The sequence below is a fragment of the Novacetimonas hansenii genome, assembly GCF_014843995.1.
Lineage (GTDB): Bacteria > Pseudomonadota > Alphaproteobacteria > Acetobacterales > Acetobacteraceae > Novacetimonas > Novacetimonas hansenii.
This window is the reverse complement of sequence record NZ_CP062147.1, coordinates 3,490,363-3,503,536: the sequence shown is the minus strand read 5'-3', so window position 1 is coordinate 3,503,536 and position 13,174 is coordinate 3,490,363. Positions and strand designations below refer to the sequence as shown.

Below are 13,174 nucleotides of genomic sequence, written 5' to 3'. Positions count from 1 at the left end.
TGTTTCTTAACGCCTAGGCATTTTCGATATCCGTGGCGTCAACCACGCGATAACGCGCGCGGACAACGACGTCGGTCGTGACGTCGCGACGCAGCGCGGGCACGAAGGCGGCGTCGGCGATGACCACCACGCGCGTGAACCATGTGATCCCACCTGTCGCGCGCCTGCGGAACAATGCGCCCAGCAGCGTGCCGATTCCGCCGCGCCCGAGACAGCACCCACATCCCGGCCCATGCCCGAACGCGGTGGGCGAGGGCGTGGGCAGGATTTCCACCGCCGCCCACCCGTCCGCCGCCTGTCCATCCGTCGTCAACGTCGCCAGGGGCATCGCGTGGGGCGGCACCGCGTGGGGCACAGGCCCGACGCGCACGAGTACGGTATGGGCATCAGGTGGGGGAAGGGGGGCGGCGGTGGCATGCAGTTCAAGGCGGATGCGTCCGTCATGTGCTCCATGCGCATCATGTACGTCCATATCGGGGCGTGGCGCGATGTTGTGCATGACGGGTATCCTTATGTGATATCGTATGGCCCGGCGCCCACCCTGTGTGCCGCCCGGCACCTGGCCGGAACGTCGCGGGCGGGCGGGGGTGTGGCGCGAAGTGCGTCACTCCCGCATGCCCGAACTGGACAGGCATGCGGGAGTGAGGGAATAAGTGGGCGTGGACCGGTATGTTTGCGATACCGTTTGCAATTCATCCTCCATGCGGCCCCGTTCGCGGCGCGGTAACATCTTTTGCGCATATGACAGATCAGGATACCCATGACCACTCGTCCCCATCTCCTTGACGCCCTTCGTGATCAGGTCTTGCTGTGTGATGGCGGGATGGGGTCGCGCGTCCAGCTTCTCGATCTGGAGGTGGAGCGTGATTACTGGGGGCAGGAAAACTGCACCGAAATCCTGAACCTGTCGCGGCCCGAACTGGTGCGTGAAATCCACCGTGGCTATTTCGAGGCCGGGGCTGACATGGTGGAAACCAACAGCTTTGGTGGCTCTCCCATCACGCTGGGGGAATTCGGGCTTTCCGATCGGGCGCGTGAGATCAACCGCACCGCCGCCCATCTTGCCCGTGAGGCGGCGGAGCAGTTTTCGGATGGCCGCCACCGCTATGTCGTGGGGTCGGTCGGGCCAGGGACAAAGCTGCCGTCGCTGGGCAATATTGATTATGATACGCTTGAATCCGGGCTTGCGGAACAGTGCCGTGGCCTGATCGAAGGTGGCGTGGACTGCCTGCTGATCGAGACGTGTCAGGATACGTTACAGATCAAGGCGGCGGTCAACGCGGGCAAGATCGCGCGCGCCGAACTGGGCACCGATACCCCCATTTTCGTGCAGGTCACGGTGGAAACCACCGGCACCTTGCTGGTCGGTCCCGATATCGGGGCGGCGGCAACGGTGGTCAATGCGCTCGATGTGCCGGTGATGGGCCTGAACTGCGCCACGGGGCCGCAGGAAATGGCCGAACATGTGCGCTGGCTGTCGGAAAACTGGCCGGGCATGATTTCGGTCCAGCCCAATGCCGGCCTGCCCGAACTGGTCAATGGCAAGACGCATTATCCCCTGACGCCACAGGATATGGCAACATGGGTCGAACGCTTCATTGTCGAGGACGGGCTGAACCTGATCGGGGGGTGCTGCGGCACGTCCACGCCGCATACGCAGGCGCTTGACGCGATGCTGCGTCGCCGTGCGCAGGAGGCGGGCGGCAGCCTGCGTCCTGCCCCCGTGCCGCGCAGGCCGGTCTGGATCCCCTCTGTCGCCAGCCTGTATTCGCAGGTGCCGCTGCGCCAGGAAAACAGCTATTTCTCCATCGGGGAACGTTGCAACGCCAATGGGTCGAAGAAATGGCGGCAGTTGCAGGAAGCGGGCGACTGGGATGGCTGTGTCGCCGTCGGGCGCGAACAGGCGGCCGAAGGGTCCAACGCGCTTGATATCTGCACCGCGTTCGTCGGGCGCGATGAAATGCGCGAGATGAATGAGGTCATCACCCGCTTCACCTCCTCGGTCAATGCGCCGCTGGTGATCGATTCGACAGAAACCCCGGTCATCGAGGCCGCGTTGAAGCTGCATGGCGGCAAGCCGATCATCAATTCGATCAATTTCGAGGATGGCGAAGCTGCCGCCAATGACCGCCTGAAGCTGGCGCGTAAATTCGGTGCATCGGTCATCGCGCTGACCATTGACGAAGTGGGCATGGCCAAGACGGCCGAGGACAAGTTGCGCATCGCCACGCGCCTGGTTGATTATGCCTGCAACCAGCATGGCCTGCCGCAGGCCGACCTGATGATCGACCCGCTGACGTTCACCATCGGCACGGGGGTGGAGGACGACCGCAAGCTGGGCCTGTGGACGCTGGAGGGTATCCGCCTGATCCATGAGCGTTTCCCCGACATCCAGATCGTGCTGGGCCTGTCGAACATTTCCTTCGGGCTGAACCCGGCGGCGCGCGCGGTGCTCAATTCCGTCTTTCTTGACCATGCGGTGCGCGCAGGCATGACGGCGGCGATCGTGCATGTTTCGAAAATACGTCCGCTGCACCTGATCGCGGAGGAAGAGGTGAAGGTGGCCGAGGACCTGATCTTTGACCGCCGTGCGCCGGGATATGACCCGTTGCAGCGCATGCTTGAACTGTTCGCGGACCGCAAGGCCGCTGATGCGGTGAAAAAGGTGCGTGCCGAAACGGCGGCGGAACGCCTGAAGGACCGTATCGTCGATGGCGACCGCAAGGGGCTGGAGGATGACCTGGCAGAGGCGATGCGTGACATGGCCCCGCTGGATATCATCAATACCGTCCTGCTCGACGGGATGAAGGTGGTGGGCGAACTGTTCGGGTCGGGCAAGATGCAGCTTCCCTTCGTCCTGCAGTCCGCCGAGACGATGAAGGCCGCCGTCGCGTGGCTTGAACCGCACATGGAGCGCAAGGAAGGACAGGCGCGCGGCACGATGGTGCTGGCGACGGTCAAGGGCGATGTCCATGACATCGGCAAGAACCTGGTGGACATCATCCTGACCAACAACGGCTATCGCGTGATCAACCTTGGCATCAAGGTGCCGGTGGCGGACATGATCGCCGCCGTGCGCGAACATGGTGCCGATGCGATCGGGATGTCCGGGCTGTTGGTGAAATCGACCGTCATCATGCGCGAGAACCTGGAGGAAATGAACCGTCAGGGGATCGAAACGCCGATCCTGCTTGGGGGGGCCGCACTGACCCGCAATTATGTGGAAGAGGACTGCGTCGCTGCCTATGGCGAGGACGGGCGCGTGGCCTATGCCCGCGACGCGTTCGACGGGCTGTCGCTGATGGACAAGGTGGTGAAGGGCGAATTCGATGCCTATATCGCCGCCATCCAGTCGCGCCGCGCAACCAAGGCCGCACGCAGCACGCCACGTGATCTGGAACAGGCGGAAAATCGTGGCTTTGCCCCCGCCGACATTCCCGCCGTGCGTGCGCGGCGCGAACGCCTGACGCGTGATGAACCGGTGATTGCCCCCCCGTTCTGGGGCGCGCGCGTGCTGGAAGCGACGCCTGAAGCGGTGCTGCCGTTCCTCAATGAACGTTCGCTGTACCAGTTCCAGTGGGGGTTTCGTAAACAGGGGCGTTCCCTGGATGAATTCATGGTCTGGGCGCGGCAGGAACTGCGCCCGGTCATGCGCCGCATGCTGGCGATGTGCGCGCAGGATGACATCCTGCGCCCGCAGGCGTCCTATGGTTACTGGAAGGCGGCGGGCGAGGGGAATGACCTGATCCTGTTCGATGCCGATGGCACGACGCCGGTGGCCCGTTTCACCCTGCCGCGCCAGCCGCGCGCGGATGGGGAATGTATCGCCGATTTCGTGCGTGACATCGACGATGCGCAGCGCGACGTCATCGGCCTGCAGGTCGTGACCGTGGGGCAGAAGGCGTCCGACATCGCACGCCAGTGGTTCGAGGCCGACCGGTATCAGGATTACCTTTACCTGCATGGCCTGTCGGTGGAGATGGCCGAGGCGATGGCCGAATATACCCATAAACGCATCCGTGCCGAACTCGGCTTCGCGGCAGAGGACGCGCGCGACATGAACAAACTGCTGCAGCAGGGCTATCGCGGGTCGCGTTATTCCTTCGGCTATCCCGCCTGTCCGCGTCTGGAGGAGCAGGAACCGATCCTGAAACTTCTGGATGCTGAAAAAATTGGCGTGACGCTGACGGATGGCTTTCAGCTTCACCCCGAACAGTCGACTTCCGCGCTGGTGATCCTCAACCCCCACGCCAAATATTTCTCCATCTGATGGGGCGCATCGCGCGCGCAGGTGATGCCGCGTGCGCGTTGTTGACCGCGGACCCGTTGGCCTCCATCATCGGTCCATGTCCCATCCCGTCCCCCCTGACCGTGCCGATCCGGATTCTGGCCTGCGGGCCGGGAAGGTGATGGCGCGGCTTTATGAACGCCTGCGCGCGCGGGCGGGCAATGACGGCGCGGCCCCTGCGGGGATCGCGCCCGATGCACGGGAACTGGCGCATATCCGCGCGGCGGCGCGGCAGTTCACCATCCATGCCGAACAGTGCCTGCTGGCGCTGATGACCGAGGAACATGGCGAACTGGTGCGCCACAGTGCCGATGCCCTGTCCGAACTGGTGCGGACATGGGTGGCGTGTGGCGTCAACCCCGAGGATGTCTGGATCGAACTGGACCGTCGTACGCGCATGGGCAACCTGTTGCTGGCGTTGAACACGGCCGAACGGCAGAACACGGCCCCCGTCCTGCGCCGTCGCCCGTGGAAGATCCGCACGACCAAACTGCCGTAAGGTCCATCCTGCGCCGCGCATGGAAAACAAAAGAATTTTCTGGCGAGTTTTGTGCCCCTCCCCAAAAGAAGTGCCGCATTTTAAAAGAGGCGACACCAGAGATTTCTATCTTTCCGCCAGCGGTTCTGCCTCTCATCCGCAATGTTGGTCATGCGGGGGATGAATTGATGGTTTTCCCCCTATGAACCGTAACAGGCAGATGGCATAAGCACCCCGGCGGCGGGGCATCGCCATGGGTGCGGACGCCCTGTATTCCCGCCGGAACAGAAGGAACAGCGCGATCCATGGATCGGGTCCATGCCCGCAGCGTGCCTGCCATTGGGGCACGCAGGATTTTTGCCCGGTTGATCCCTCCCTGCCTGTTTTGCGGCGGATGAACTGGATCGACATTGCCTGCCTGTCCATTGTCGGGCTGTCGGCGGTGGTTGGCGCCGTGCGTGGCTTTTCACGCGAAGTGCTGGGCATTGCCGCATGGGCCATGGCGGGCGTCCTGTCTTTAAGCTGGCACGGTTTCCTCATTCCCTATGCCGCGCAATGGATACATACGCCGCTGCTGGCGCGTGCGGCCGCGCTGGGGATAATGTTCATCGCGCTCCTTGTGGTTTTCATCACGACAGCCCATCTGTCGGGTCAGGCCGTGCGTGGTTCCGTCCTGGGTGGAATCGACAGGGCGCTGGGGCTGCTGTTCGGGGTGCTGCGCGGGTATGCGTGCCTGCTTGCACTGTATATGGCGGTGTCTTTTCTCATGCCGCAGGACGCATGGCCCGACGCCATGAATGACAGCCGGATTGTCCCCCTTATCGGCGACAGTACGACGTACCTGTCGCATTTTACGTCCGATTCCATCACACCACATCTTGCGCAACCGGCGCGAACGCGTCATGACGCGCCAATCTGAACCTTCCGCCGGTCCCCGCCGCCGCTGTCCGCCAAGGAAAGATCGCTGATCCATGTCCCGCATCCGCTTCTCCGCCTCGTCCGGTTCTCCCATGCAGGCATGCGCGCCGAACGATGACGTTCCGGCCCAATGGCATGATGATGACAAGCCGCATGAGGAATGTGGCGTCTTTGGTGTATGGAACACCAAGGGGGCGTCGGCGCTGACGGCGCTGGGCCTGCATGCGCTGCAACATCGTGGGCAGGAAGCCACCGGCATCGTGTCCTATGACGGTGAACGTTTCCACACGCACAAGGGCCTGGGCCTGGTGGGTGATGTCTTTGGCGATGCGCAGGTAATGGCAACCCTGCCGGGGCACAGCGCGGTCGGCCACAACCGTTACGCCACCACGGGTGCGACCCTGATCCGTAATGTGCAGCCCCTGTTCGCCGATTTTGAATTCGGTGGCCTGGCCGTGGCGCATAATGGCAACCTCACCAATGCCGAAACCCTGCGCAAGGCGCTGGTGCGCCGTGGCTGCATCTTTCAGTCCACCACCGACAGCGAGGTGTTCATCCACCTGATCGCCATTTCGCTGTATGCCAGCGTGGAAGATCGCCTGATCGACGCGCTCAAGCAGGTGCTGGGCGCGTATTCGCTGGTGGCGCTGTCGCGTGACGCGCTGATGGGTGTGCGCGACCCGCTGGGTGTGCGTCCCCTGATCCTTGGGCAAATCCCTGGCGAGGAGGGCGAAGGCCCGACCTGGGTGCTGGCGAGCGAGACCTGCGCACTTGATATCGTCGGCGCGGAGTTCGTGCGTGATGTGGAACCGGGCGAGATTGTCGTCATCAATGATGAGGGCATTCGCTCCATCCGGCCCTTCAACACCAAGCAATCGCGTTTCTGCGTCTTCGAATATATCTATTTCGCACGTCCTGATTCCGTCATGGATGGCAAGGCGGTGTATGACACGCGCAAGCAGATCGGCGTCGAGCTGGCCCGCGAAAGCGCGGTGGAAGCGGATGTGATCGTGCCGGTGCCCGATTCCGGCGTGCCGTCGGCCATGGGCTATTCCGTCGCCAGCGGCATTCCCTTTGAACTGGGCATCATTCGTAACCATTATGTGGGCCGTACGTTCATCGAACCCACCGACCAGATCCGCAACCTTGGCGTAAAGCTGAAACATTCCACCAATCGCCCGGTACTGGATGGCAAGCGGGTGATCCTGGTGGATGATTCGATCGTGCGTGGCACCACCTCGCGCAAGATCGTGGACATGGTGCGCGCGGCAGGCGCAAAGGAAGTGCATATGCGCATTTCCTCGCCGCCGACAATGCATTCGTGCTTTTATGGTATCGACACGCCCGAACGCAGCAAGCTGCTGGCCGCACAGCACAACCTTCAGGAAATGGCTGAACTGATCGGCGTCGATTCGCTGGCGTTCATTTCCTTTGACGGGCTGTATCGTGCGCTGGGTTACAAGGACCGTGATGCGGCGTGCAACCGGTATTGCGATGCCTGTTTCACCGGCGATTATCCCATCGAACTGGTGGACTACAACGCTGAACATCCCAACGTCCCGGCGTGATGCCGCCCCTCGTGCGCCGATTGCCTGAAGGGTCGGTCGCACTTGTAACCGGCGCCAGCCGGGGGATCGGGCGCGCGATGGCCTGCGCCCTGGCCGAAGCCGGTGCGCACTGCATCCTTGTGGCGCGGACGGTGGGCGGGCTGGAACGCACGGATGACCTGATCGCCGCGCGCCATGGTGACGCGGGGGACAGGACGGCGCGGCGGGCCACGCTGCTGCCGATGGACCTTACCGATGGCGCGGCGCTTGATCTGCTTGGCCCATCGGTCATGGCCCGGTTCGGGCGACTTGATATCCTTGTTCATTGTGCTGCGACGCTGGGTGTGCTGACACCTGTGACCCATATGGATGTGGCGGCATGGCAGGACTGCCTTGCCCTGAACACCACGGCGGCATGGCGGCTGATCCGCACGACGGCCCCCCTGCTTGAAGGGGCGGCACATGGGCGTGCTGTGTTCCTGACGGATGCGCATGCCTGTGTCCCCGCGCCCTTCTGGGGTATGGTGGCGGCGTCACGCGCGGCGCAGGATGCGCTGGTGCGGACATGGGCGTGTGAAATTCCGGCAACGTCCGGCCTGCGGGTCAATCTGTTCGATCCCGGAATTGTTGCGACACGGATGCGCAGGCAGGCCATGCCCGGTGGTGATCCCGCCCCCCTGCCGCGCCCGGAACAGGTGGTACGGCAGATCGTGCCCCTGTGCCTGCCCGGTGAAATGCGACACGGACAGCGTATTGTCGCCATGCCTGTTGTGCAGCAGGGCTGATTCCTGGGTTTTTGGGACAGGCCCTGCCATAAATTTCTTTAGAGATTATTTGAAAACAAACCATTGGTAAAAAACAGGAAAAGTTTTTGGGTGTCGCCTTTTTTCAAAAAGGCGACGTCTTCTGAAGCTTTTTGGAAAAAGCTTCACCAAAAACCTTTATAATTTCAGGATGTAATCGCGCCTGATTTTTTAAATTCAAGGCGGCTGTCCGGGGGGCAGGCATTGCAGGGTGTGGCCTTGTGGTTTTGTGAGGTCATGCGCCCCAAAGGGGGGATATTCCTTGGCGGGTTACAGGGCAGCGTCCTGAGGAGTGTCACGGGCAAGCATTACGGTTGTGCATTTGGCCGTATCTGGCCCTATACTGCGCCACATGAGCAAGAGCACACCCGCGACGGCTGCCCTCGATGAGGCCGGTGTCGCCTATACGGTTATTCCGTATGAATATGATTCCAGTGCCGATCAGGTCGGCAATCATGCAGCCCAGGCAATCGGGGAACCGCCGGAACGGGTGTTCAAGACCTTGATGGTGGAGGTCGATGGCCGTGGTGCCTGCGTGGTCGTGCCGGTTGCACGCAGTATCAGCATGAAGAAGGTTGCCGCAGCATTCGGTGGCAAGTCCGCCCAGATGATGAAGCCACCCACGGCCGAACGCGCCACCGGGTTCAAGGTGGGCGGCATCAGTCCATTCGGGCAGAAGAAGCAGGCCCCGACCGCCATTGCGCAAGAAGCGCAGGACGAACCCTATATGGTCATCAACGGGGGAAAGCGTGGTCTTCTGGTGCGCCTGTCACCAGAAGACGCAATTCAGGCCAGTGGGGCATTCCCTGCCGACCTGCTGTCGTAACTGCCGCATGCCCGGACAGCGGGTGTGGGGGCATTTATGAAGGGGGCTGGTGACGCTTTTAAACACGCTGTGAAAAGATGTCGCCATTTTGAAAAAGGGCGACATCTGGCCGTTCTTGTGATCCGGTAGTGGATGTTTGGAGAGACTGTTTAAAACGTCAGGCTTGATACCATCCTGAAATCATAAAAGTTTTTGGTGAAGCTTTTTCCAAAAAGCTTCAGAAGACGCTGCCTTTTTCGATCGAAAGGCGGCACCCAAAAACTTTTCTTTTTTATCAATGGTTTGTTTTCAAGCAATCTCTTACTGCTGTTCGCCGCCCTGGTCATTCATCTGGAACGGTGCGACGGGGTATTTGCCGGACTTTGCGATTTCCTCAGGGTCTTCGTTGGGGCCGGGGATATAGACCGATGGCAGCGTGGTGTTGAGGTGGGTCACGACCTCGTTGCTGATATCGAGCGTATTGTCATGCAGCGCCGCAGTACCCGCCTGAAGCACCATCGTCATGCCGCGTGCGCGCGCAATGGCGGAGACGATCTGCTGGATTTCGCGCTGTACCTGGTTCAGGCCGACCTGCGCATCTTCTTCCAGGATACGGTTGCGATTACCGAACTTGGTCCGGTCATCCATGACACGCTTTTGCAGTTCCTGCTGCTGTGCGGGGGTGGGGGCTTTCCCGCTCTTGAGGATACCCTGACGGATGCCCTGCAACTGGGTTTCCTCCGCCCGGACGTCACTGACGAGGGATTCGCGACGGGTGCCAAGTTCCTTTTCGATTTTCTGCACCGCAACCGACTGTCCCATGATCATCTGGGTGTTGAACACACCAATCACGGGCGCCGTGGGACGCACGCCAGCGGGCAGCGGTTTGAATTCTGGCACCGCAGGCATCGGCAGGACCGGCGGCTGCTGGGGCTGGGCCTGTTCCGCGCCGGGGGCCACACCCTGCGCCATCGCCGCGACGGGCGTCACGCTCAGTGCCAGCGCCAGCGTGGCCCAGCGTCCGAACCCTGCCCGCTGACGGGTCGGGGCAAGCCCGGCATTGCGCTTAGCTGTCATAATCCATATCCATGATTGTTCCGCCATCGAATATCTTTGGGTAGCGGATCATATGGCGAATTAACAGCCCCGGCCCCATAAAAAAGCCCCTATAAAAAACATGTCGTTGCGCCATGCGCGGGGCCGACGTGACGGTGGCGGGGCACAGCATGCCCGCCATGGTGTCACAGGCGCCACAACAATGGTGTATGTGACAGGAAGATCACGAACAGCCCGCCGATGAAGGCGATGCGGAACCCACGGTTTGCCCCGGCCTCCAGCAACTGGTCGCGGGTCAGGACCTGCATGAAGGGGTCATACATCCGCCCACGCTGTGTTTCGGGCATGCCGGACAGACGCCCGCGCCACTCGTTCCTGTGACGCAACTGCTCGGTGGTGGAAATGTTGACACGTTCATAGAGCGAGGAGACATAAGCATCCAGATCCTCGATTCGGAACATGATTTCACGGGCGTTTTTTACGGCGGCATGGGGACCGGTCCGCACCAGACGCAGGCAGCGCAGGCGAAACGGGGTGATTCCGATATGTTCGGCCGCCTCAGGCATTGAAAGCATGCGCTTGAGGGGAAACATATGAACCGTAGCCTGCGGATCGTCAGAAATGATGGGGCCGGTCATGATATGTGATAAAATCGACCATCATTCCTTGCGGTGTCAAACGGAATATGGCCGTGGCGTAAGGGCTGCGCACATATGACCCATGCAGTGCCCCCCATGGTCCTGCCCGCCTGACCGGCCCTTCTGCGGCAGGCTTTGCGGGGTCACGGCGTCGTTCCCCGATGTGGCCCAGGGGGCCTGGAATATGTCGGGGGCGATATAAAAACGCAGCCGATATAAAAAACAGGACAAATGCCTTGTATCGCAGATAACATGACATGGGGCTGATGCGGGTCGGCTGATACGGTATGGGGCGATCCTTCCCCGGCCCCTGATATCCAGGTCGTCCCCGATGCGTGCATCGGGGTACGTCATGCAAAGGTGAGGTTACACATGGAACGTCGCATTCGCACCGGACGACTGGAACTCAAACCTGTTTCATGGCGGGACATTGATGACGTGGCACGCCTGAAGGCGAATGCCGGTGCCGTGGGGGTACGCTGCTGCGGTATTCGTTCCCGTGGGCAGAGCGAGGCCGATGTGGCCGCAAGCATCTTCAGCTGGGGCCGCAATGGCGTGGGTATTTTCGCCGTGCGGGAAATGGGCCGTTTTGTCGGAATGGCGGGGGTGCGTCCCGGCGGGGAGGAAGGGGTCTATGAATTCGAATTCGCCCTGTGCCCCACGCGCGCGGGCCGGGGCCTGACGCGGGAGGCCGCGGGCGCCGCACTGGCTTTTGCGCATGATGCGGGGGTGGAGCGCGTGATCGCCCACGTGCCTGATGGGGACATCATGGGACGTCAGATCATCGGGGGCAGCGGTATGGCCCTGTGCCAGCATTATGCCACGCCCGACGGGCGGCAGATGTTGCTGTATCACAGTGTCCGCCGCCCTGCCGTTATGCCGGGCGTGGCGATTCACTGACGCGATATGGGGGCCATCAACGGGGCTGTGCCGCATTGTTTCAGGAAGGGGCCGTGTCCGCCTGATGCCGCCTTGTGAACACGGCCTATGCCAAAGCTTTCTGGAATTCAGGGATATGTTTCGGGAACGGGGGCGGGTTTCAGGTCGTGGCCTGCCGATTCCATAAGATCCTGAGATGTCAGCCCTGAAACAGGAACGGGGCGGGACATGGTCCCACCCCGCACCAGCGCAGCGCGCGATTGCGCGTATTCAGTGATGGTTGGCAAGCTGCTTGGTCAGGGCATGCAGCAGGGCATCGACATTGCCGCCATTGCGCGCGATGTAGGAACTGTAATCCTGCCGTTGCGTCAGGCGCAGGCTGGCGCCTTCGCCCACGACATCCACGACCTTTGGCGCACCGCTGCTGGAACTGATGACCCATTCCGTATTGGCGGCCGGTTGCCCGGGGCGGTTGATGACGGTGGACACCGCAATATCTTCGCCTGAAGGCGTGGCCGGTCCTACGGTAAAGGAAACGCCACGATAATCGCCGATCTTGTCCGTGATGGCGTTGACAAGAACCTGGTGGAACAGTTGCAGGTAATGGGTCTGCTGTTCCGGTGTGGCAATGCGCCAGTAACGCCCGATGCAGTAACGCCCGATTGCATCGACATCGACATTCTGTTCCAGCAGGGGTTCGATCTGCTGTTTCTTCTGCGGCAGGGAAATGTCGTTATTGACGATGGCCACCAGCTTGTTGCCAAAATCATGGACAAACGTGCGGGCCTGCGCACCGCTGTCAACGGCATGGACGGGGGCTGTTACCGACAGGGTGCCGGCTATTGTAAGAAGACCCAGTGCATGGCGACGGGTGAAAGATGTCTGCATCGCTGTGTCCCTGTATGGTTTTTTTTATCTGTTGCTGTACCAATCCGGCACCGTGGCCCGGTGGTCGGCCTTGATGGCCGCGGCCTGCGCCTTGCGCTGCTGCTGATAGGCGCTGCGGATCGTGGCGTAGGGATCAAGCGAATCCTTCAGGACCTGATCGAGCGCATCGACATTGGTGGCCATGCCGTTGATGGTGCCCATGATGCTGTAGGCCCAGTTGAATGTCACCAGCCCATAGCCACGTGGCACGTAGTTCCATGGCGCAAGCCCGACATCAATGCCATACCCGATGCCGTCACGGAAGGAAGATGGCCCCAGCGCCGGCAGGAACAGGTAGGGTCCCGACGGAACCCCCCATGTCGCCATCGTCAGGCCCGCATCATTGTCATGGTGCTTGTACCCGGCATAGGCGGCAACGTCGATCAGCCCGCCAAGGCCTGCCGTCATGTTGATGCACCAGCGCACGAAGGCATCGCCCGCGCGACGGGATTTGCCCGCGCCCACGTCGTTAAAGAACACGACCGGTTCATTCATGGTCTGGTACAGGTTGCCGAACGAATTGCGCAGCGGACGCGGCACGGCCCAGATATATGCCTTGGCAACAGGGCGAAGCGTGTATTTGTTCGCCCACATGGTAATGGCGAAAGCCTTGCGGTTCAGCTTTTCATACCGGTCGTTGGCTTCGTTATATTCCGCCAATGCGTCCGGGTCCTTGGGGGGGGGCGTCGCGCATCCGGCAAGGGCCAGCAGGCCCAGGAACGCACCAGCCACACGCAATGCCGGACGACAGGAAAGCGGGGACGGGCGGGGCGACGAAGAATTCGATCCTGTCTCTGCGCGCATGCTCGTTTCCGCTTCCCTCTGTCTTCTAGGT

The 13,174-nt window shown here is 61.5% G+C and carries 13 protein-coding genes; 7 read left to right on the top strand and 6 right to left on the bottom strand.

Translation table 11 applies throughout. The features are described from left to right. Window positions 1-13: 13 nt before the first annotated feature. Complete coding sequence (locus tag IFJ82_RS15440) at window positions 14-499, bottom strand: hypothetical protein (protein WP_062808487.1); 486 nt, start codon at window positions 497-499, stop codon at window positions 14-16. 261 nt (window positions 500-760) lie between these two features. Between IFJ82_RS15440 and metH the strand changes: the two genes are divergently transcribed. The 6 genes from metH (at window position 761) to ybaK (ending at window position 8,860) form a co-directional block, all read left to right on the top strand. Continuing rightward, window positions 761-4,270, top strand: a complete 3,510-nt coding sequence (metH, locus tag IFJ82_RS15435) for a methionine synthase (RefSeq protein WP_192265154.1) — start codon at window positions 761-763, stop codon at window positions 4,268-4,270. 76 nt (window positions 4,271-4,346) lie between these two features. Then, window positions 4,347-4,787, top strand: a complete 441-nt coding sequence (locus IFJ82_RS15430; RefSeq protein ID WP_075595685.1) for a nucleoside triphosphate pyrophosphohydrolase family protein — start codon at window positions 4,347-4,349, stop codon at window positions 4,785-4,787. A 232-nt stretch (window positions 4,788-5,019) separates the two neighbouring features. After that, window positions 5,020-5,685 carry a CvpA family protein gene (locus tag IFJ82_RS15425; protein ID WP_225578712.1) on the top strand — a complete coding sequence of 222 codons (666 nt, stop codon included), beginning with the start codon at window positions 5,020-5,022 and terminating at the stop codon, window positions 5,683-5,685. A 91-nt stretch (window positions 5,686-5,776) separates the two neighbouring features. After that, on the top strand, window positions 5,777-7,252 hold the full coding sequence (gene purF / locus IFJ82_RS15420) for an amidophosphoribosyltransferase (RefSeq protein WP_062809753.1): 1,476 nt from the start codon (window positions 5,777-5,779) through the stop codon (window positions 7,250-7,252). Then, window positions 7,252-8,016: an SDR family NAD(P)-dependent oxidoreductase gene (locus IFJ82_RS15415; RefSeq protein WP_192265152.1), complete on the top strand. Its 765-nt coding sequence runs from the start codon at window positions 7,252-7,254 to the stop codon at window positions 8,014-8,016. Before purF ends, IFJ82_RS15415 begins: the two co-directional genes overlap by 1 nt. A gap of 370 nt (window positions 8,017-8,386) precedes the next feature. Next, a complete protein-coding gene (gene ybaK, locus IFJ82_RS15410; protein WP_192265150.1) occupies window positions 8,387-8,860 on the top strand; it encodes a Cys-tRNA(Pro) deacylase in 474 nt (157 codons plus the stop codon). 300 nt (window positions 8,861-9,160) lie between these two features. Here the strand turns inward: ybaK and IFJ82_RS15405 are convergent, their stop codons facing one another. Genes IFJ82_RS15405 through IFJ82_RS15395 form a run of 3 tightly spaced genes read right to left on the bottom strand, consistent with a single transcriptional unit; the run spans window position 9,161 to window position 10,533 of the window. Next, the gene (locus tag IFJ82_RS15405) at window positions 9,161-9,916 is read right to left on the bottom strand and encodes an OmpH family outer membrane protein (protein ID WP_048859121.1); all 756 of its coding nucleotides are present in this window, start codon (window positions 9,914-9,916) and stop codon (window positions 9,161-9,163) included. Then, on the bottom strand, window positions 9,906-10,076 hold the full coding sequence (locus tag IFJ82_RS15400) for a hypothetical protein (RefSeq protein ID WP_155734120.1): 171 nt from the start codon (window positions 10,074-10,076) through the stop codon (window positions 9,906-9,908). Before IFJ82_RS15400 ends, IFJ82_RS15405 begins: the two co-directional genes overlap by 11 nt. A gap of 4 nt (window positions 10,077-10,080) precedes the next feature. After that, entirely contained in the window at window positions 10,081-10,533 is a 453-nt protein-coding gene (locus IFJ82_RS15395; protein ID WP_003617230.1) for a hypothetical protein, read from the bottom strand. A 372-nt stretch (window positions 10,534-10,905) separates the two neighbouring features. On the opposite strand from IFJ82_RS15395, the gene IFJ82_RS15390 reads away from it, so the two are divergent. Next, window positions 10,906-11,433, top strand: a complete 528-nt coding sequence (locus IFJ82_RS15390) for a GNAT family N-acetyltransferase (protein WP_192265142.1) — start codon at window positions 10,906-10,908, stop codon at window positions 11,431-11,433. Window positions 11,434-11,682: 249 nt separating this feature from the next. On the opposite strand, the gene IFJ82_RS15385 is transcribed toward IFJ82_RS15390, so the two are convergent. Continuing rightward, window positions 11,683-12,300, bottom strand: coding sequence for an MlaC/ttg2D family ABC transporter substrate-binding protein (locus IFJ82_RS15385; RefSeq protein ID WP_192265140.1), 618 nt, complete (start codon window positions 12,298-12,300; stop codon window positions 11,683-11,685). Between the two features lie 24 nt (window positions 12,301-12,324). Next, entirely contained in the window at window positions 12,325-13,143 is an 819-nt protein-coding gene (locus IFJ82_RS15380) for an MlaA family lipoprotein (protein WP_003617235.1), read from the bottom strand. Between the last annotated feature and the right edge of the window lie 31 nt (window positions 13,144-13,174).